Genomic DNA, 20,916 nt, shown 5'->3' with positions numbered 1-20,916 from the left:
AGATCGAGCGCCGCGCGGGCGGCGCTCGATCTCAGAGGCGAAACAACCCTTTCGACGAACACATTGCCGCCGTTACGCCTCCTCCAGCTCGACCAACACTGTCCCCTCGCTGACCATATCCCCCTCCTGACAGAACAGCGCCTTCACCGTCCCATCATGGGGCGCCCGGATACTGTGCTCCATCTTCATCGCCTCAAGCACCACCAGCGCAGTACCGGCCTCCACAGCCTGCCCCGGTTCCACCAGCACCCGCACGATACTGCCGTTCATCGGCGCACCCAGCCCGCCCTGGTGGCTGTGGCTGGCCTCGGCCGCAGCGATCGGGTCATGAACGCTGACGGCATGCAGCTCACCCTGCCACTGCAGGTACAGCGTGCCACCCCGACGCACCGCCAGGTGGCGATGGCGCAGACCATCCTGGTCATGACACAGCTGCTCCCCCTCCAGGCGATAAGTCGAAGGCGCGCTGCGCTCCAGTGCCACCGCCTGTTCATGCCCTTCACACTGCAAATGCAGGCTGCTGTGCGCCGGCAAGCCCAGGCGCAGGCCATCGCGGGCCGCCCACGGTGAAGCGCGGTCGTCCTGGCGCTTTAGCGCAGGCTCGCTTTGCAGCCACGCCTCGGCGGCAGCTTCCCAGAAATGGGCCGGCAAAGTCTGAGGCGCAGGCAACAACACATCCTGGTGACGCGGAATGAACCCGGTGTCCAGCTCCGCCTCGGCAAACGCTGGGTGCGCCAGGATGCGGCGCAGGAAGGCAATATTGGTTTTCAGCCCGCCAATGGCGAACTCATCGAGCATCGCCAGCAGTCGCAGGCGCGCCTGTTCGCGGTCCTGGCCCCAGGCGATCAGCTTGCCCAGCATCGGGTCGTAGAACGGCGATACCACATCGCCCTCGCTGACGCCGCTGTCCACCCGGCGGCCTTCGCCCGGCGCCGACTCGCGGTACAGCGCCAGGGTGCCGGTGGCCGGGAGGAATTCGTTGGCCGGATCCTCCGCGTATAGCCGTACCTCGATGGCGTGGCCGATCAGCGGCACCTGCTCTTGAGTCAAAGGCAGCGGCTCGCCGCAGGCCACGCGGATCTGCCAGGCCACCAGGTCGAGCCCGGTGATGGCCTCTGTGACCGGATGCTCCACCTGCAGGCGGGTATTCATTTCCATGAAGAAGAACTCGCCACGGGCATCGAGCAGGAACTCGACAGTGCCGGCCCCCACGTAGCCGATGGCCTGGGCGGCGCGCACCGCGGCCTCGCCCATGGCCTTGCGCAGCTCGGGGGAGAGGCCCGGTGCCGGGGCTTCCTCGACCACCTTCTGGTGGCGACGCTGGATCGAGCAGTCGCGCTCGTTGAGGTACAGGCAGTGGCCGTGCTGGTCGGCGAACACCTGGATCTCCACGTGGCGCGGCTTGAGCACGTACTTCTCGACCAACATGCGCGCATCGCCGAACGAAGACTGCGCTTCACGTTGCGCCGAGCCCAGGGCGTCGGCCAGCTGGCATTCCTCCTCGACCACCTTCATGCCCTTGCCGCCGCCCCCGGCGCTGGCCTTGAGCAGCACCGGGTAACCGATGCGCTCGGCGGCGGCGCGGAAGGTCTCCAGGTCTTGGGCCTCGCCGTGGTAGCCCGGCACCAGCGGCACGCCGGCGGCCTCCATCAGCGCCTTGGCCGCCGACTTGCTGCCCATCGCATCGATGGCGCTGGCCGGTGGGCCAAGGAAGATCAGCCCGGCCTGTTCGATGGCGCGGGCAAAACCGGCGTTCTCCGAGAGGAAGCCATAGCCTGGGTGGATGGCTTGGGCGCCGCTGGCCTTGGCGGCGGCGAGCAGCTTGTCGATCACCAGGTAGCTGTCGGCGGCCTTGCTGCCACCGAGGTCGACACGGATGTCGGCCTCGCGGCTGTGCCGCGCGTCGCGGTCGGTGGCGCTGTGCACGGCCACGGTGGTCAGGCCCATGGCCTTGGCGGTGCGCATCACCCGGCAGGCGATTTCGCCGCGGTTGGCGACCAGCAGGGTGGTCAGCGTGGGTCGGCTCATGGGCGCGGTTCCTTGTTGTCTTGCCAGGCAGGGCGGCGTTTTTCCAGGAAGGCGCGCAGGCCCTCCTGGCCTTCGGCGCTGACGCGGATGCGGGCGATGGTGTTCTCGCAGTAGCGGCGCAGGGCCGGGCTCAGCTCACCGTCATCCACTTCGCGCAGCAGGTCCTTGGTGGCGCGCAGCGCCTGCGGGCTGTTCTGCAGCAGGTTGTCGACCCAGGCCTCGACCTGGGCGTCCAGTTCGGCGGCCGGGTACACCTCGGCCAGCAGGCCCAGGTCGCGGGCGCGCACGCCGCTGAAGCGCTCGGCGGTGAGGGCGTAGCGGCGGGCGGCGCGCTCGCCGATGGCCTTGACCACGAACGGGCAGATCACCGCCGGAGCCAGGCCGATGCGCACCTCCGACAGGCACAGTTGGGCGTCCTCGGCGCCGATGGCCATGTCGCAGCAACTGATCAGCCCCAGCGCGCCGCCGAAGGCCGCGCCTTGCACCACGGCCAGGGTCGGCGCCTTGAGCCGGTGCAGGGCGTACATCAGCTCGCCCAGCTCATGGGCGTCGTCCAGGTTGGTGTTGAAGTCCAGTTGCGCCGACTGCTGCATCCACGCCAGGTCGGCGCCGGCGCTGAAGTGCCGGCCACGGCCGCGCAGCACCACGAAGCGCAGGCCGCTATCCTCGCTTAGCTGGTCGAGGGCGACGATCAGTTCGCGGATCATCTGCGCGTTGAAGGCGTTGTTCTTGTCTTCCCGGCTCAGCCACAGGGTGGCGAAACCGCGAGGGTCCTTGACCAGTTCAAGGGTGGCGAATTCGCTCATGGGTCACATCCGGAATATGCCGAAGCGGCTCTGTTCGATCGGGGCGTTCAGCGCGGCGGACAGCGCCAGGCCGAGCACGTCGCGGGTCTGCGCCGGGTCGATGACACCGTCGTCCCACAGTCGGGCGCTTGAGTAGTAGGGGTGGCCCTGGCGCTCATACTGGTCGAGGATCGGCTGCTTGAGCTTCTTCTCGTCATCGGCGCTGAACACCTCGCCGCTGCGCTCGCTCTGCTCGCGCTTGACCTGGGCCAGCACGCCGGCCGCCTGTTCGGCGCCCATCACGCCGATGCGGGCGTTGGGCCACATCCACAGGAAGCGCGGGTCGTAGGCGCGGCCGCACATGCCGTAGTTGCCGGCGCCGAAGCTGCCGCCGATGATCACCGTGAACTTCGGTACCTGGGCGCAGGCCACTGCCGTCACCAGCTTGGCGCCGTGCTTGGCGATGCCGCCTTCCTCGTATTTTTTCCCAACCATGAAACCGGTGATGTTCTGCAGGAACAGCAGCGGGATGCCGCGCTGGCAGGCCAGTTCGATGAAGTGCGCGCCTTTTTGCGCGGCCTCGGCGAAGAGGATGCCGTTGTTGGCCAGGATCGCCACCGGGTAGCCGTGCAGGTGGGCGAAGCCGCACACCAGGGTGGTGCCGAACAGCGCCTTGAACTCATCGAACACCGAACCGTCGACCAGCCGCGCAATCACCTCGCGCACGTCGAACGGCTGCTTGGCGTCGGCGGGGACCACGCCGTACAGCTCTTCGGCGTTGTACAGCGGCGCGAGCGGTGCCTGGCATTGCAGCTTGCCCTGCTTGTGCCAGTTGAGATTGGCGACGCTGCGCCGGGCGATGGCCAGGGCGTGCTCGTCGTTGTCGGCATAGTGGTCGGCCACGCCGCTGGTGCGGCAGTGCACGTCGGCGCCGCCGAGGTCCTCGGCACTGACTACCTCGCCGGTCGCGGCTTTTACCAAAGGGGGGCCTGCGAGGAAGATGGTCGCCTGCTGGCGCACCATGATCGCTTCGTCGGCCATGGCTGGCACGTAGGCGCCACCGGCGGTGCACGAGCCCATCACCACGGCGATCTGCGGTATCCCCAGGGCGCTCATGTTGGCCTGGTTGAAGAAGATCCGCCCGAAGTGCTCGCGGTCGGGGAATACCTCGTCCTGGCGTGGCAGGTTGGCGCCGCCGGAGTCCACCAGGTAGATGCATGGCAGGCGGTTCTGCAGGGCGATGGTCTGGGCGCGCAGGTGCTTCTTCACCGTCAGCGGGTAGTAGGAGCCGCCTTTGACCGTGGCGTCGTTGGCCACGATCATGCACTCCACGCCTTCGACGCGGCCGATGCCGGCGATCACGCCCGCAGCCGGCACGTCTTCGCCGTACACCTCATGGGCGGCCAGCTGGCCGATCTCGAGGAACGCCGAGCCTGGGTCGAGCAGGCGGTCGATGCGCTCGCGAGGCAGCAGCTTGCCCCGCGAGGTATGCCGCTCCTGGGCCTTCGGCCCGCCGCCCTGACTGACCTGGGCGAGCAGGCCGCGCAGGGCCTGGACCTGTTCGAGCATGGCCGCGCTGTTGGCGGCGAACTCCGCCGAGCGCGGGTTGATCTGGGTATGCAGGGTAGCCATGTGCGCCCGTTCCTTGTGCTCAGCGGGTTTCGTTGAACAGTTCGCGGCCGATCAGCATCCGGCGAATTTCGCTGGTGCCGGCGCCAATCTCGTACAGCTTGGCGTCGCGCAACAGGCGGCCAGCCGGGAATTCATTGATGTAGCCGTTGCCGCCGAGGATCTGGATCGCTTCCAGGGCCATCTGCGTGGCGCGTTCGGCGGTGTAGAGGATGACCCCGGCGGCGTCCTTGCGGGTGGTCTCGGCGCGGTCGCAGGCCTGGGCCACGGCGTACAGGTAGGCGCGGCTGGCGTTGAGCTGGGTGTACATGTCGGCGATCTTGCCCTGGATCAGCTGGAACTCGCCGATGCTCTGGCCGAACTGCTTGCGGTCGTGGATGTAAGGCACCACCAGGTCCATGCAGCTCTGCATGATGCCGGTCGGGCCGCCGGACAGCACCACGCGCTCGTAGTCCAGGCCGCTCATCAGCACGCGCACGCCGCCGTTGAGCTGGCCGAGGATGTTTTCTTCCGGCACTTCGACGCCGTCGAAGAACAGCTCGCAGGTGTTGGAGCCGCGCATGCCGAGCTTGTCGAACTTGTTGCTGCGGCTGAAGCCTTTCCAGTCGCGCTCGACGATGAACGCGGTGATGCCGTGGGGGCCCTTGTCCAGGTCGGTCTTGGCGTAGATCACGTAGGTGTTGGCGTCGGGGCCGTTGGTGATCCAGGTCTTGCTGCCGTTGAGCACGTAGCGGTCGCCGCGTTTTTCGGCGCGCAGTTTCATCGACACCACGTCGGAGCCGGCGTTGGGCTCGCTCATGGCCAGGGCGCCGATGTGCTCGCCGCTGATCAGCTTGGGCAGGTACTTGAGCTTCTGCTCGTGGCTGCCGTTGCGGTTGATCTGGTTGACGCACAGGTTGGAGTGGGCGCCGTAGGACAGGGCCACTGACGCCGAGCCCCGGCTGATCTCTTCCATCGACACCACGTGGGCCAGGTAGCCCAGGCCGGCGCCGCCGTATTCTTCGGGCACGGTGATGCCCAGCAGGCCCATGTCGCCGAACTTGCGCCACATGTCGGCGGGGAACAGGTTGTCGTGGTCGATCTGCGCGGCGCGCGGCGCCAGCTCGGCGGCAACGAAGGTGTGCACCTGGTCGCGGAGCATGTCGATGGTCTCGCCCAGGGCGAAGTTCAGGCTGGGGTAATGCATGTGGGCACCTTCTTGTTCTTGAAATTTGGGTACCACGGCGACCTTGCGGAAACGGAGTTGTGGGAGCGGGCTTGCCCCGCGATGCCCGTCAGAGCGGCCAGCTGTGTTGCCTGGTCCGGCCTCATCGCGGGGCAAGCCCGCTCCCACAACCGCGCTCCCGTCCGGTCGTCGTGATGCGTGGTTGACGTTAACGTAAACCTGCCTTCCGGGGCTGTCAATCGGATCATCACCTTTACGTAAACGTAAATCTGCGCCAGAGTATTCGCCGCCTGCTTCAGTCATGCCCAGAACAACCACAAGAAGGGATCACCATGCCTCAACCAAGCTATACCCGCGGCCGTCAAGACCACCCCTTGCTGACCCTGACCATCGGCCAGGCCTTCGATGCCACCGTCGCCCGCCACGGCGAGCGCGAGGCGCTGGTGGTGCGCCACCAGGGGCTGCGCTACAGCTGGCGCGAGCTCGCCGCCGAGGTCGATGTGCAGGCCCAGGCCTTGATGGCGCTGGGGGTGGAGGTGGGCGAGCGGGTTGGCATCTGGGCGCCCAACTGCGCCCAGTGGTGCATCCTGCAACTGGCCACGGCCAAGGTCGGCGCGATCCTGGTCAACATCAACCCGGCCTACCGGGTGGGCGAGCTGGAGTACGTGCTGCGCCAGTCCGGCTGCCGCTGGCTGGTGTGCGCCGATGCCTTCAAGACTTCCGACTACCACGCGATGGTGCAGGAACTGGTGCCGGAGCTGGCGACCCACGCATTGGGCGAATTGGCCAGCGAACGACTGCCCGACCTGCGTGGCGTGATCAGCCTGGCCGCCGAGCCGCCCTCGGGCTTCCTGCCCTGGGCCGCGCTGGCCGGGCGGGCAGGGGCGGTCGAGGTTGAGACCTACCAGGCGCGGCAACAGGGCCTGCAGTTCGACCAGCCAGTGAACATCCAGTACACCTCCGGCACCACCGGCGCGCCCAAGGGCGCGACCCTGAGCCACTACAACATCCTCAACAACGGCTACATGGTCGGCCAGAGCCTGGGCCTGAGCGAGCGCGACCGCATGGTGATCCCGGTGCCGCTGTACCACTGCTTCGGCATGGTCATGGCCAACCTCGGCTGCATCACCCACGGCAGCACCATGATCTACCCCAACGATGCCTTCGACCCGGAGCTCACCCTGCGTGCCGTGGCCGAGGAGCGCGCCAGCATCCTCTATGGCGTGCCGACCATGTTCATCGCCATGCTCGACCACCCCGCACGCACGCAACTGGACCTGTCCACCCTGCGCAGCGGCATCATGGCCGGCGCCACCTGCCCGATCGAGGTGATGCGCAAGGTGATCGACCAGTTGCACATGGCCGAGGTGCAGATCGCCTACGGCATGACCGAGACCAGCCCGGTGTCGCTGCAGACCGGTCCCGACGATGGCCTGGAGCTGCGCGTGACCACCGTGGGCCGTACCCATCCGCACCTGGAGACCAAGCTGGTGGACGCCGACGGGCGCATCGTCGCACAGGGTGAGATCGGCGAGCTGTGCACTCGTGGTTACAGCGTGATGCTTGGTTACTGGGACAACCTGCAGGCCACCCATGACGCCATCGACCCGGCCGGCTGGATGCACAGCGGCGACCTGGCGGTGATGGACGACGAGGGTTATGTACGCATTGTCGGGCGCAACAAGGACATGATCATTCGCGGCGGCGAGAACATCTATCCGCGCGAGCTGGAGGAGTTCTTCCATACCCATCCGGCCGTGGCCGAGGCGCAGGTGGTGGGGATTCCGTGCAGCAAGTACGGCGAGGAGGTGGTGGCGTGGATTCGCCTGCACCCTGGGCACCATGCCACGGCCGAGGAATTGCAGCAGTGGTGCAAGGCGCGATTGGCGCATTTCAAGACACCGCGGCATTTCCGCTTCGTCGAAGAGTTTCCGATGACGGTGACGGGGAAGGTGCAGAAGTTTCGCATGCGCGAGATCAGTGTGGAGGAGCTGGGGGGTTAGCCATGGTCGTGTAGACCAGCTCGACCAGTTCGGCGAAGGTGGTATAGGTACGCAGGGGCTCGGCGATGAAGATGCCGAAGGTTTCCTCCATGATCGCCTGCAGCTCCATCAGGTCGAAGCTGTCGGCGCCCAGCTCGTCCAGGGAGATGTCGGGGCGGATCTGGTGCAGGCTCTGCTCCAGGAAGCTTGCGAGGATCCATTGCAGGTGGAAGGCGATGTAGAGGCGTGAGTGCATGCCGGAAGGATCGTCAGAGAGTGAGGCTTCTCTGTACGTGGCTTTGCGGGCAGGTGCTACTGGTAGAAATGCCAGGTGCGGTTGAGCCAGGTTTTGTGCTGTGAATGCCGGCCCCGCGACGAGGCCGGCCAAGGCGTTCAGATTTGCGCAGCCTTGTCTATCCTCAAGCTTTCACCGGCGGCTCCTGGCTTGGCGGGTCGCCCACGGTCGGCGGCACGGTCGGCTTGATCGGCAGCTCGTCCGGGTCCTCCTCGGGCACCGGCGGCGGCAAGGTCGGGTCGTCGATGTTCGGGTCGGGTGTCTCCGGTGGAATGGGAATGTTCATGGGCCTGGCCTCGCGGGATGAATGAAGAGGTGTCGCAGGCTTTGACCCAAGCCTGCGCCCTGCGCTCATTTTTTTTGAACCCTCGCGCTTGCGCACGGCTCTGAACCCTTACCGCCACCAGCCCAGGGGAGCAAGGTCGATGTCTGGTAACGAGCCGTTCGAAAGCGTGCCGATGGCAGGTGATCACCCGGACCAGGCCATCAGCCTGTCCCAGGCCCTGCTGGCGCCGCGCATCGTGATCGAGGACGCAAGCCCGGTGCTCGACGGCGGCACCTTCGCCGCCAAGGCCGTGCGCGGTCACAAGGTTGAAGTGGGCGCCAAGGTCTACACCGACGGTCATGACCGCCTGGCCGTGACCCTGCACTGGCGCCAGGCCCACAGCCGGCGCTGGCACTGCGTGGCCATGCATTCGCCGGGCAACGACCTGTGGCTGGCCGAATTCACGCCTGCCGAGCTGGGCCTCCATCTGTTCAGCATCGAGGCCTGGATCGACCCTTGGGCGACCTATTGCCACGACCTGGAGAAGAAATACGCTGCCGGCGTGGAGGTGAAGCTGGAGCTGGAGGAGGGCCGCCTGCTGCTGGGCAAGGGCATCGAACGCAGCGACGGACTGCTGCGCGAGCAACTGGCGCAGCTGCAGCAGCGCTTGCCGGGATTGCCGGTGGAAGAACAGGTGAAGACGTTGCTGCACCCTGAGGCCGCCCGTTTGATGGGGGAGGCCGAGCACCGCAGCTACCTCACCCGCAGCCGCGAATTCCCGCTGGACGTGGACCGCGAGGCGGCCCAGTTTGCCAGCTGGTATGAGCTGTTCCCGCGCTCGGTCACCGACGACCCCGAACGCCACGGCACCTTCGATGACGTGCACCAGCGCCTGCCGATGATCCGCGACATGGGCTTCGACGTGCTGTACTTCCCGCCGATCCACCCCATCGGCATGAAGCACCGCAAAGGCCGCAACAACGCCTTGCAGGCCGAGCCCGGCGACCCCGGCAGCCCTTATGCCATCGGCAGCCCCGAAGGCGGGCACGACGCCATCCACCCGCAGCTGGGCAGCCGCGAGGACTTCCGCCGACTGGTCGCCGCCGCCGCCGAGCATGGCCTGGAGATCGCCCTGGACTTCGCCATCCAGTGCTCCCAGGACCACCCCTGGCTGCAGGAGCACCCCGGCTGGTTCAGCTGGCGCCCCGACGGCAGTATCCGCTACGCGGAAAACCCGCCGAAGAAATACCAGGACATCGTCAACGTCGACTTCTACGCCCCCGAGGCGGTGCCGAGCCTGTGGCTGGCGCTGCGCGACGTGGTGGTCGGCTGGGTCGAGGAGGGGGTGAAGACCTTCCGCGTCGATAACCCGCACACCAAGCCGCTGCCGTTCTGGCAATGGCTGATCGGCAATGTGCGCAGCCAGCACCCCGAGGTGATCTTCCTCGCCGAAGCGTTCACCCGCCCGGCGATGATGGCGCGCCTGGGCAAGGTCGGCTACGCGCAGAGCTACACGTACTTCACCTGGCGCAATACCAAGCAGGAGCTGCGCGACTACTTCGAGGAGCTCAACCAGCCGCCGTGGAGCCAGTGCTACCGACCCAATTTCTTCGTCAACACCCCGGACATCAACCCCTTCTTCCTGCAGACCTCCGGAAGGGCGGGCTTTCTGATCCGTGCGGCGCTGGCGACCATGGGTTCGGGATTGTGGGGCATGTACTCGGGCTTCGAGCTGTGCGAGGGCACGCCGCTGCCGGGCAAGGAGGAGTACCTGGACTCGGAGAAATACGAGATCCGCCCCCGGGACTTCACCCAGCCTGGCAACATCGTCGCCGAGATCGCCCAGCTCAACCGCATCCGCCGGCACAACCGCGCCCTGCAGACCCACCTGGGGGTGGTGTTCCTCAACTGCTGGAACGACAACATTCTCTACTTCGCCAAGCGCACCCCCGAGCGCGACAACTTCATCCTCGTGGCCATCAGCCTCGACCCGCACAACGCCCAGGAGGCCAGCTTTGAGTTGCCACTGTGGGAGCTGGGGCTGGACGACAGCGCCGACACCCAAGGGGAAGACCTGATGAATGGCCAGCGCTGGACCTGGCATGGCAAGACCCAGTGGATGCGCATCGAGCCTTGGCACCAGCCGTTCGGTATCTGGCGCATCGAGAAATCGCGCTAGCCCGCGATGGGCTTCAAGCTGAACCCTCGGACACAAAGGAGTCCCCAATGGCCAAGCGTTCCCGCCCGGCAGCCTTCATCGACGATCCGCTGTGGTACAAGGACGCGGTGATCTACCAACTGCACGTGAAATCGTTCTTCGATGCGAACAACGACGGCATCGGCGATTTCGCAGGTCTGATCGGCAAGCTCGACTACATCGCGGAACTTGGCGTCAACACCCTCTGGCTGCTGCCGTTCTACCCCTCGCCACGGCGCGACGATGGCTACGACATAGCCGAGTACAAGGCCGTGCACCCGGACTACGGCAGCATGGCCGACGCCAGGCGCTTCATCGCCGAGGCGCACAAGCGCGGCCTGCGGGTGATCACCGAGCTGGTCATCAACCACACCTCCGACCAGCACCCCTGGTTCCAGCGCGCCCGGCATGCCAAGCCCGGCAGCAAGGCCCGGGACTTCTACGTGTGGTCGGACGATGACCAGAAGTACGACGGCACGCGGATCATCTTCCTCGATACCGAGAAGTCCAACTGGACCTGGGACCCGGTGGCCGGCCAGTACTTCTGGCACCGCTTCTACTCGCACCAGCCGGACCTCAACTTCGACAACCCGCAGGTGCTCAAGGCCGTCATCGGGGTGATGCGCTTCTGGCTCGACATCGGCGTCGACGGCCTGCGCCTGGACGCCATTCCCTACCTCATCGAGCGCGACGGCACCAACAACGAGAACCTCCCCGAGACCCATGTGGTGCTCAAGGCGATCCGCGCCGAAATCGATGCCAACTACCCCGACCGCATGCTCCTGGCCGAGGCCAACCAGTGGCCCGAGGACACCCGCCCGTACTTCGGCGAGGGCGACGGCGACGAATGCCACATGGCCTTCCACTTCCCGTTGATGCCGCGCATGTACATGGCCCTGGCCATGGAAGACCGCTTCCCGATCACCGACATCCTGCGCCAGACCCCGGAGATCCCGGCCAACTGCCAGTGGGCGATCTTCCTGCGCAACCACGATGAGCTGACCCTGGAGATGGTCACCGACCGCGAGCGCGACTATCTGTGGAACTACTACGCCGAGGACCGCCGCGCCCGCATCAACTTAGGGATTCGCCGGCGCCTGGCGCCGCTGCTGCAGCGCGACCGGCGGCGTATCGAGCTGCTCACCAGCCTGCTGCTGTCGATGCCCGGCACGCCGACGCTGTACTACGGTGACGAACTGGGCATGGGCGACAACATCTACCTGGGCGACCGCGATGGCGTGCGCACCCCCATGCAATGGTCGCCGGATCGCAACGGCGGCTTCTCGCGGGCCGAGCCGCAGCGTCTGGTGCTGCCGCCGATCATGGATCCGCTGTACGGCTACCAGACGATCAACGTCGAGGCCCAGGCCCACGACCCGCATTCGCTGCTCAACTGGAACCGTCGGCTGCTGGCGGTGCGCAAGCAGCAGAAGGCCTTCGGCCGCGGCAGCCTGAAGATGCTCACGCCGAGCAACCGGCGGGTGCTGGCCTACATCCGCGAGTACACCGATGCCGAGGGCAATGTCGAGATCGTGCTGTGCGTGGCCAACGTCTCGCGGGCCGCCCAGGCCGCCGAGCTGGAATTGTCGCAGTACGCCGACAAGGTGCCGGTGGAGATGCTCGGCGGCAGCGCCTTCCCCCCCATCGGCCAGCTGCCGTTCCTGCTGACGTTGCCACCCTACGGCTTCTACTGGTTCCTGCTGGCCAGCCACGACCGCATGCCCAGCTGGCATATCCAGCCCAGCGAGGGCCTGCCCGAGCTGACCACCCTGGTGTTGCGCAAGCGCATGGAGGAGCTGCTCGAATCACCGGCCCGCGAGACGTTGCAGGCGGCGATCCTGCCACAGTACCTGCCCAAGCGCCGCTGGTTCGCTGGCAAGGAAGGGCCGATCGACCAGGTCCGCCTGCGCTACGGTGTGCGCATGGCCACCCCGGCGTTGCCGGTGCTGCTTGGCGAGCTGGAGGTGTACAGCGAGGGCGTGGTCACCCACTACCAGCTGCCCTTCGGATTGTTGCCGGAGGAGCAGATCAATGCCGCGCTGCCCCAGCAGCTGGCGCTGTCGCGGGTGCGCCGTGGCCGTCAGGTGGGGTTGATCACCGATGCTTTCGTGCTCGAGCCCTTTATTCGCGCCGTGCTCCAGGGCTGCCAGGATGGCCTGCGGCTGGCCTGTGGCGAGGACCTGGGCGAGTTGCGCTTCCACAGCACCGAACAGTTGGCTGCGTTGCAGCTCGATGAGCACAGCGAGGTGCGCTACCTGAGCGCCGAGCAGTCCAACAGCTCGGTGGTGGTCGGCGGCAGCCTGGTGCTCAAGTTGATCCGTCGGGTCAATCCGGGCATCCACCCGGAGCTGGAGATGAGCGCCTACCTGACCGCCGCCGGCTTTGCCAACATCTCGCCGCTGCTGGCCTGGGTCAGCCGCGAGGACGACAGCGAGCAGCCGCATCTGCTGATGATCGCCCAGGGCTACCTGAGCAATCAGGGCGACGCCTGGGATTGGACGCAGAACACCCTGGAACGGGCGATCCGCGACCAGATGGAGCCCACCAGCGTCGAGCAGGAGGCGCACACCGATGCCCTGGCCGAGCTGACCGGCTTTGCCGCCTTGCTTGGCCAGCGCCTGGGCGAGATGCACCTGTTGCTGGCCGCGCCGAGCGACGACGAAGCGTTCCGTTCACGCCCGAGCGACGCCCGCGACAGCGAGCGTTGGAGCCGCCAGATCAGTGCCGAACTGAGCCATGCCCTCGACTTGCTCGCCCAGCACCGTGACACCCTGGACAGCGACAGCCAGGCCCTGGTCGACGACCTGCAGCAACAGCGCGAAGGCCTGCAGCAGCATGTCGACAATCTCGCACACCAGGCCCAGGGCGGGCTGCTGATGCGGGTGCACGGCGACCTGCACCTGGGCCAGGTGCTGGTGGTGCAGGGCGACGCCTACCTGATCGATTTCGAGGGCGAGCCGGCGCGACCGCTGGATGAACGCAGGGCCAAACACAGCCCGTACAAGGATGTCAGCGGTGTGCTGCGATCCTTCGACTATGCTGCTGCGATGATCCTGCGCAGCGCCTCGGCGGTAGACCTCTCCGAGGCGGCGCGCCAGGCCCGGCAGCGGGTCGCCCGGCAGTACCTGCACCAGTCGCGCCATGCCTTCGTCGAAGCCTACGGGTTGGCCACCGCCGCCATGCCCCACGCCTGGCAGCAGGCCGAGGGCGAGCGCGCCGCGCTGGAGCTGTTCTGCCTGGAGAAGGCCGCCTACGAAATTACCTATGAAGCCGAGAACCGGCCAAGTTGGCTGGCCGTGCCTTTGCATGGCCTGCATGGACTGATCAGTACCTGGGGAGAGTCATAGATGAATGCAACCACGCGTGACAACGGCGGCCTTCGGCAACGGGACCTCGATGCCCTGGCCCGCGCCGAGCACGCCGACCCGTTCGCCGTACTCGGCCCGCACCCCGATGGTGCGGGCGGCCAGTTCATCCGGGCCTTCCTGCCCAGTGCCCTGAGCGTGCGCGTGCTGGCCCGCGACGACGGCAGGGTACTCGCCGAGATGCGCCAGGGCGGCGTGCCCGGTCTGTACACCGCGCACCTGGACCAGGCGGTCCCCTACCTGCTGCAGATCGGTTGGGCCGGTGGCGAGCAGGTCACCGAGGACCCCTACAGCTTCGGCCCGCAGTTGGGCGAGATGGACATGTACCTGTTTGCCGAGGGCAACCACCGCGACCTGCCCGGGCGTTTCGGCGCCCAGCCGATTGAGGTGGATGGGGTCGCCGGCGTGTGCTTTTCGGTATGGGCGCCGAATGCCCGGCGGGTGTCGGTGGTGGGCGAATTCAACAACTGGGATGGCCGCCGCCACCCCATGCGCCTGCGCCATGGCGCCGGGGTGTGGGAGCTGTTCGTGCCGCGCCTTGGCGTGGGCGAGACCTACAAGTTCGAAGTGCTCGGCCATGATGGCGTGCTGCCCCTCAAGGCCGACCCCCTGGCCCGCGCCACCGAACTGCCGCCGAGCACCGCCTCCAAGGTGGCCGGCGCCCTGGCCCATGAATGGCGCGATGGCCAGTGGCTGGAACACAGGGCCCAGCGCCACGCCTACAGCGCGCCGCTGTCGATCTACGAGCTGCACGTCGGCTCCTGGCGCTGCGAGCTGGACGATGCCGGCGAAGTCGCCCGTTACTACAACTGGCGCGAACTGGCCGAGCGCCTGGTGCCATATGTGCAGGAGCTGGGTTTCACCCATATCGAGCTGATGCCGATCATGGAGCACCCCTTCGGCGGCTCGTGGGGCTACCAGCCGCTGTCGCTGTTCGCGCCGACCTCACGCTATGGCAGCGCCGAGGACTTCGCCTTCTTCGTCGATGCCTGCCACCAGGGCGGCATCGGTGTGCTGCTGGACTGGGTGCCGGCGCACTTCCCCACCGACGAGCATGGCCTGGCGCGTTTCGACGGCACAGCCCTGTACGAATACGAAAACCCGCTGGAAGGCTTTCACCAGGACTGGAACACGCTGATCTACAACCTCGGCCGCAACGAGGTGCGCGGATTCATGCTGGCCTCGGCGCTGCACTGGCTCAAGCACTTCCACATCGATGGTCTGCGCGTGGACGCGGTGGCCTCGATGCTCTACCGCGACTATTCGCGCAAGGCCGGTGAATGGGTGCCCAACCGCCACGGCGGGCGCGAGAACCTCGAGGCCATCGACTTCATCCGCCATCTCAACAACGTCGCCGCACATGAAGCGCCGGGCGCGCTGATCATCGCCGAGGAGTCCACCGCCTGGCCCGGCGTCAGCCAGCCGGTACAGCAGGGCGGCCTGGGCTTTGCCTACAAGTGGAACATGGGCTGGATGCACGACACCCTGCACTACATCCAGAACGACCCGATCCACCGCACCTATCACCATAACGAGATGAGCTTCGGGCTGATCTACGCCTATTCCGAGCATTTCATCCTGCCCATTTCCCACGACGAAGTGGTGCACGGCAAGCATTCGCTTATCGACAAGATGCCCGGCGATCGCTGGCAGAAATTCGCCAACCTGCGCGCTTACCTGGCGTTCATGTGGACCCATCCGGGCAAGAAGCTGCTGTTCATGGGCTGCGAGTTCGGCCAGTGGCGCGAGTGGAACCACGACCAGCAGCTGGACTGGTACCTGCTGCAGTACTCCGAGCACCAGGGCGTGCAGAAACTGGTGGCCGACCTCAACCGCCTGTACCGCGAACTGCCCGCGCTGCACGAGCAGGACTGCCAGCCCCAGGGTTTCCAGTGGCTGATCGGCGACGATGCGCACAACAGCGTGTATGCCTGGTTGCGCTGGAGCAGCCAGGGCGAGCCGCTGCTGGTGGTGGCCAACTTCACCCCGGTGCCGCGGGAGGGCTACCGCATCGGCGTGCCGTTTGGTGAGCACTGGGTGGAACTGCTCAACAGCGACGCCGAGCTGTATGCCGGGTCGAACGTGGGCAATCTCGGGGCGGTGGTGGCCGATGAGGTCGCCAGCCATGGCCAGCCATTGTCGCTGGCGCTGAACCTGCCGCCGCTGGGGGTATTGGTGATGAAGCCGGCCTGATGTGTCGACTGTCCTGGCCTCATCGCCGGCAAGCCGGCTCCCACAGAGTGCCATCCCTGTGGGAGCCGGCTTGCCGGCGATGAGGCCGAGCCTGCTTACCAGCGCATCCTGACCCCCAGGCTGCCGATCAGCCCATTGAGGTCATTGTCATCCACATCGGAGCTGTAGTCGGCGCTGACGAACAGCGCCACGTTCGGCGTCACCCGGGCCACCAGGCCCAACCCCAGTTCCACTGTGGCGGCGCTGCGCGAGCTGGAGATCTTGTCCACCTGGTCCAGCTTCACCGGGTCGGCGTTGCTGAAGTCGTACCAGACGTTGGTGCGCACATAGGGTTCGATGGGCATGCCACGCACCTCGTAGCGCGCCGACAGCTTGGCGCCGACCCGGCCGCTCCAGCTGGGTTGGCTGTCAAAGGCCTGCAGGGTCTCTTCCTGCACCTGGCTGCCGGGGAAGAACTGCTGGTTGATCAACTGCGCCTGGGGCTCGATCACCCAGCCGGCGCCCAGGCCAATGGGGTAGCCGCCCTCCACCGAGAAGGTCATCGCGTGGCCACTGTCGTCAAGGCGCTGGCCGGCCTGGGAACGGCCGTTGACGTCGATGCGCGTGCCCATGGCCACAGCGTCCACGTGCCAGCCCTGTTCGTGGGTCATGCTCCAGTACACGCCCAGGCTCTCGCCGCTGAGGTTGACCGCGTCGCGCTGCTTGTCGCCGAGCAGCGGGCGCATGCCATTGAAGCTGCTCTGCAGGTTGTTGTGGCCGACGAAGATGCCGGCGCGGTGCACGTTGCCGGCGCTGGTTTCACGCACGAACAGGTCCGGGCCGATCATCATCTGCTGGCTCGGCGCCTCCACCTGCGCCGGTGGCTGGGCGCCCGGGCGCGGCGCGCCGGGGAAGAACTGCGCCCACTGGCTGGCAATATGATCGCTGTCGGGCTGGCCGTGGCGCTCACCCATGCGCTCGGAAAAGGCGCTGAGCATGCCCTGGCTCAGGCCGCTGGCGCTGACTGGATCGAGCGATAGTCGCGGCACCTCGGGTTGCGCCAGGAAGGGGGCGAAGGGCTCGCCCTCCTGCAGTTCGAACGCGAAGGTTTCCACCGGGGTTGCCAGGAGCAGCGACGTGGAAACCGCACAGAAAAAAGCGTCGAAGCGCGAGGGATTCGAGGTGCTTTTCATGGCGGATCTCCTGTTGTGTGTGAAGTGAACAGCCCGATACCTGGCCTGATGTCACGAGCTGTACGACAAGAACAGGGGCGACCCAAACCAGCGCGCCAGCCTCTTGGAACGCGCACGAGGGCGCGAGCTAGAGGCCCGGCACGAGATTTTCCATCTGGTGATTACTGTTCAGCTAAGGAGAGGACGGCGCTTGCGTCAAGAAAGCGTGAAATGATCGCGAAATGCCTGTTTGGATACACAAGTTATTGAATCAATTGGAAATTGATTCACGCATATCGACAATGGTGATTTGCCGCCACGCCGCTATGCCGAATCGTTGCTACAAGCGTACCTCCACCGCCAGCGGCAAGTGATCGGACAGGTGGGTCCAGGGCTTGTTGCCGAGGATTCTCGGCGCGTGGCTGTCGGCATTGCGCAGGTACACGCGGTCCAGGCGCAACAGGGGCAGGCGGGCGGGGTAGGTGCGGGCGAGCAAGCCATGATGGCGCTCGAAGGCCTCGTGCAGGTCGCGGTGCAGGCGCAGGGTGCGGTTGCCGCGCAGCCGCCAGTCGTTGAAGTCGCCGGCGATGATCACCGGGGCGTCGGCGGGCAGGGCGTCGAGCAACTGGCGCAGCAGGTGCAGCTGCTGCTGCCGGTGCCGCTCGAGCAATGACAGGTGCACGCAGATGGCATGCACCTGCTGCTGGCCGGGGACGTCCAGTACGCAGTGCAACAGGCCGCGGCGCTCGGGGCCGGTGATCGACACGTCGAGGTTGCGGTGCTCGATGATCGGGTATTTGGACAGCAGCGCGTTGCCGTGGTGGCCGTCGGGGTAGACCGCGTTGCGGCCGTAGGCGAAGTCGCTCCACATGCTGTCGGCGAGGAATTCGTACTGCGAAGTCTGGGGCCAGCCGGGGTAGCGCGCGGCGTGGCGGTCGTGGCTGCCGAGCACCTCCTGGAGGAACACGACATCGGCCCCGGTGCTGCGCACCGCCTCGCGCAGCTCCGGCAGGATGAAGCGTCGGTTGAAGGCGGTGAAGCCCTTGTGGGTGTTGACCGTCAGCACCTTCACCCGGTGCACGGCCGGGGCCTGGCTGACGCTGGCGAAACCTGGACTGCTCACGACGGCTCCTGTTGACACGTCCCTGTAGGAGCGGATTCATCCGCGATCACCCGCGAAGCGGGTGCCCTGCATCGCGGCGTCTGGATCGCGGCTAAAGCCGCTCCTACAGGGGGCAGCGTTGGCGATCAAAGCTACAGTGTAGGACCTAAAAGGCCCATTGCAGGTTCAGTCCTCCTCCCGCTGCAACACCATCAGCAGCAACGACCGCCCCTTGACCTCGAACACCGTATCGAACGCCAGATGCTGCGCCTTGCGCAGCTCGGGCCGGTCGGTGTCGACCAGGCAGCTCCAGTAGTCGCCCTCCGGCACCGCCGGCAGGGTGAAGGGCACCACGTCGTGGTAGGCGTTGACGATCAGCAGCATGGTCGCCTCGGCGCCGGGCCGGGCGATGCCGCTGATCTGGGCGCGGCCATCCATCAGCATGCCCAGGCAACGCCCGTGCGGATCTTCCCACTGCTCGACGGTCATCTCGCTGGCGTCCGGGGCCAGCCAGGTGACGTCCTTGACCCCGATCGCCTCGTTGTAGTCGCCGACCAGGAAGCGCGAGCGGCGCAGGATCGGATAGGCCAGGCGCAGCCGGGTCAGGCGCTTGACGAAGGCCATCAGCGCCTGGCCGTCCTCGTCCAGGTCCCAGTTCACCCAGCCGATCTCGCTGTCCTGGCAGTAGGCGTTGTTGTTGCCGTGCTGGGTGCGGCTGAACTCGTCGCCGGCGACGATCATCGGCGTGCCCTGGGCCAGCAGCAGGGTGGCGAAGTAGTTGCGCATCTGGCGCATGCGCAGGGCGTTGATCGCCGGGTCGTCGGTGGGGCCTTCGACGCCGCAGTTCCACGACAGGTTGTTGTCGGTGCCGTCCTGGTTGTTCTCGTCGTTGTCCTCGTTGTGCTTGTCGTTGTACGACACCAGGTCGCGCAGGGTGAAGCCGTCGTGGGCGGTGACGAAGTTGACCGAGGCGTAGGGGCGCCGGCCGCGGTTGTTGAACAGGTCGCCCGAGGCGGTGATGCGCGCGGCAAAGTCGGCGAGCATGCCTTCATCGCCTTTCCAGAAGCTGCGCACGGTGTCGCGGAAGCGGTCGTTCCATTCCGCCCAGCCCGGGGCGAAATTGCCCACCTGGTAGCCGCCTGGGCCACAGTCCCAGGGCTCGGCGATCAGCTTGACCTGGCTAAGCATCGGGTCCTGGCGGCAGGCCACGAGGAAGCCGTGGCGCTCGCTGTAGCCGTCGTGGTAGCGGCCGAGAATGGTCGCCAGGTCGAAGCGGAAACCGTCGACATGCATCTCGCCGGCCCAGTAGCGCAACGAGTCGGTGACCAGCTGCAGCACGCAGGGGTGGCTCAGGTCGAGAGTGTTGCCGGTGCCGGAGTCGTTGATGTAGAAGCGCTTGTCGTCAGGCATCAGGCGGTAGTACGAGGCGTTGTCGATACCGCGCATCGACAGCGTCGGGCCGCGCTCGTTGCCTTCGGCGGTGTGGTTGTAGACCACGTCGAGGATCACCTCCAGGCCTGCGTCGTGCAGGTGCGCGACCATCTCCTTGAACTCGGCGATCTTGCCGCTGGCCAGGTAGCGCGGGTGGGGGGCGAAGAAGGCGATGCTGTTGTAGCCCCAATAGTTGTTCAGGCCCTTGTCCAGCAGGTGCTGGTCGTTGACGAAGGCGTGGATCGGCAGCAGCTCGATGCTCGACACGCCCAGCTCCTTGATATGGCCCAGCAGCTCGTCGTTGGCCAGGCCTGCGAAGGTGCCGCGCAGGTGCTCGGGCACCGCCGGGTGGCGCATGCTGATGCCGCGGGTGTGGGCCTCGTAGAGGATGGTGCGCTCCCACGGGATCGACACGCGCTGGTCGCGGCCCCAGGTGAAGGCCGGGTCGATGACCTTGCACTTGGGCACGAACGCCGCGCTGTCACGCTCGTCGAACGACAGGTCGCCGTCGGGGTGGCCGATGGTGTAGCCGAACAGTGCCTCGGACCATTTCAGCGTGCCCACCAATTGCTTGGCGTAGGGGTCGATCAGCAGCTTGTTGGGGTTGAAGCGGTGGCCGTTCTCGGGCTCGTAGGGGCCGTGTACCCGGTAGCCGTAGACCAGGCCCGGGTGGGCGTCGGGCAGGTAGCCGTGGTAGATCTCGTCGGTGTACTCGGGCAGCTCGATGCGCTCGATTTCGGTCTCGCCCGTGGCGTCGAACAGGCACAGCTCGACCTTGGTGGCGTTGGCCGAGAACAGGGCGAAGTTGACCCCAAGGCCGTCCCAGGTGGCGCCGAGGGGGAAGGGCAGGCCTTCGCGAATGCGCGACGGGGCGACGGAGCGGGTTTTCTTCGGGGTGCGGGGGCTCATGGCGGTCCTCATGGTCCGGGGGGAGGGGCTATCGCGAGGCAAGCCCGCTCACACCCACGTGCACTCAGTGACTGAGGCGTGGGAGCGGCGGTGCGCCGATGCGACTTGCCCCGCGATAAGGCCGGTACAGGCTTGCAAAAGGCTCAACCAGCGGCAGGTTTCTTCGCCGCACGCGGTTTTTTAGCCGCCGCAGCCGGCTTCACGCCCGGCAACGCCGCCACCTTGGGGTCAGCCGGTGGCTTGGGCTTGGCCGCTGCCTTCTTGCGTGGTGGCGCCTTGGGGGCCAGCGCCTCGGCCTCGGCCAGCTTGCGCGCCTTGTCCCAATGCTCCGCCTCGCGCCCCTCGGGCTTACCCTCCGACTCCCAGATCTGATACGCGAACTCGCGAATACGCTTTTCATCGACACTCATCACGACGCT

General features: G+C 66.5%; 14 protein-coding genes. 4 read left to right on the top strand and 10 right to left on the bottom strand.

Annotated features, from left to right (window positions below; translation table 11 throughout):
* Nucleotides 1–72: 72 nt before the first annotated feature.
* From ACVWY1_RS05470 to ACVWY1_RS05455, 4 genes are read right to left on the bottom strand one after another with little or no spacing between them, the layout of a single operon-like run.
* Nucleotides 73–2,028 carry an ATP-binding protein gene (locus ACVWY1_RS05470; RefSeq protein WP_457377900.1) on the bottom strand — a complete coding sequence of 652 codons (1,956 nt, stop codon included), beginning with the start codon at nt 2,026–2,028 and terminating at the stop codon, nt 73–75.
* Entirely contained in the window at nt 2,025–2,834 is an 810-nt protein-coding gene (locus tag ACVWY1_RS05465) for a gamma-carboxygeranoyl-CoA hydratase (RefSeq protein ID WP_457377899.1), read from the bottom strand. The genes ACVWY1_RS05470 and ACVWY1_RS05465 overlap by 4 nt, the downstream gene beginning before the upstream one ends.
* Nucleotides 2,835–2,837: 3 nt before the next feature.
* Nucleotides 2,838–4,445 carry a carboxyl transferase domain-containing protein gene (locus tag ACVWY1_RS05460; RefSeq protein ID WP_457377898.1) on the bottom strand — a complete coding sequence of 536 codons (1,608 nt, stop codon included), beginning with the start codon at nt 4,443–4,445 and terminating at the stop codon, nt 2,838–2,840.
* 19 nt (nt 4,446–4,464) lie between these two features.
* The gene (locus tag ACVWY1_RS05455) at nt 4,465–5,628 is read right to left on the bottom strand and encodes an isovaleryl-CoA dehydrogenase (protein ID WP_277503367.1); all 1,164 of its coding nucleotides are present in this window, start codon (nt 5,626–5,628) and stop codon (nt 4,465–4,467) included.
* A gap of 311 nt (nt 5,629–5,939) precedes the next feature.
* Here ACVWY1_RS05455 and ACVWY1_RS05450 point away from each other — a divergent pair, with 311 nt between their 5' ends.
* Entirely contained in the window at nt 5,940–7,610 is a 1,671-nt protein-coding gene (locus tag ACVWY1_RS05450; RefSeq protein WP_277503368.1) for an AMP-binding protein, read from the top strand.
* Here ACVWY1_RS05450 and ACVWY1_RS05445 read toward each other — a convergent pair.
* Together ACVWY1_RS05445 and ACVWY1_RS05440 are read right to left on the bottom strand one after the other, a co-directional pair.
* The gene (locus ACVWY1_RS05445; RefSeq protein WP_102684454.1) at nt 7,585–7,845 is read right to left on the bottom strand and encodes an acyl carrier protein; all 261 of its coding nucleotides are present in this window, start codon (nt 7,843–7,845) and stop codon (nt 7,585–7,587) included. The two genes, ACVWY1_RS05450 and ACVWY1_RS05445, sit on opposite strands and share 26 nt — an antisense overlap.
* A 163-nt stretch (nt 7,846–8,008) precedes the next feature.
* Nucleotides 8,009–8,170: a hypothetical protein gene (locus tag ACVWY1_RS05440; RefSeq protein WP_167388392.1), complete on the bottom strand. Its 162-nt coding sequence runs from the start codon at nt 8,168–8,170 to the stop codon at nt 8,009–8,011.
* Between the two features lie 139 nt (nt 8,171–8,309).
* On the opposite strand from ACVWY1_RS05440, the gene ACVWY1_RS05435 reads away from it, so the two are divergent.
* The 3 genes from ACVWY1_RS05435 to glgB are packed head-to-tail and all read left to right on the top strand — an operon-like array spanning nt 8,310 to nt 15,904.
* On the top strand, nt 8,310–10,328 hold the full coding sequence (locus ACVWY1_RS05435; protein WP_277503369.1) for an alpha-1,4-glucan--maltose-1-phosphate maltosyltransferase: 2,019 nt from the start codon (nt 8,310–8,312) through the stop codon (nt 10,326–10,328).
* 47 nt (nt 10,329–10,375) lie between these two features.
* Nucleotides 10,376–13,693: a maltose alpha-D-glucosyltransferase gene (gene treS, locus ACVWY1_RS05430; protein ID WP_277503370.1), complete on the top strand. Its 3,318-nt coding sequence runs from the start codon at nt 10,376–10,378 to the stop codon at nt 13,691–13,693.
* Entirely contained in the window at nt 13,694–15,904 is a 2,211-nt protein-coding gene (gene glgB, locus ACVWY1_RS05425) for a 1,4-alpha-glucan branching protein GlgB (RefSeq protein ID WP_277503371.1), read from the top strand.
* A 95-nt stretch (nt 15,905–15,999) separates the two neighbouring features.
* Here the strand turns inward: glgB and ACVWY1_RS05420 are convergent, their stop codons facing one another.
* The 4 genes from ACVWY1_RS05420 to ACVWY1_RS05405 all read right to left on the bottom strand — a co-directional run bounded on the left by ACVWY1_RS05420 (nt 16,000) and on the right by ACVWY1_RS05405 (nt 20,910).
* Complete coding sequence (locus tag ACVWY1_RS05420; protein WP_102684450.1) at nt 16,000–17,076, bottom strand: autotransporter domain-containing protein; 1,077 nt, start codon at nt 17,074–17,076, stop codon at nt 16,000–16,002.
* 319 nt (nt 17,077–17,395) lie between these two features.
* Nucleotides 17,396–18,178 (bottom strand): endonuclease/exonuclease/phosphatase family protein, encoded by a 783-nt coding sequence (locus tag ACVWY1_RS05415; RefSeq protein WP_102684449.1) that lies wholly within the window; start codon nt 18,176–18,178, stop codon nt 17,396–17,398.
* A 165-nt stretch (nt 18,179–18,343) separates the two neighbouring features.
* Complete coding sequence (gene glgX, locus ACVWY1_RS05410; protein ID WP_277503372.1) at nt 18,344–20,497, bottom strand: glycogen debranching protein GlgX; 2,154 nt, start codon at nt 20,495–20,497, stop codon at nt 18,344–18,346.
* A gap of 143 nt (nt 20,498–20,640) precedes the next feature.
* Nucleotides 20,641–20,910, bottom strand: a complete 270-nt coding sequence (locus ACVWY1_RS05405; RefSeq protein WP_277503373.1) for a DUF2934 domain-containing protein — start codon at nt 20,908–20,910, stop codon at nt 20,641–20,643.
* Nucleotides 20,911–20,916: the final 6 nt, after the last annotated feature.

The organism is Pseudomonas sp. TE6288, assembly GCF_054062095.1.
Note: the sequence above shows the minus strand (reverse complement) of the source record. Positions and strands in the feature narration are given on the sequence as shown.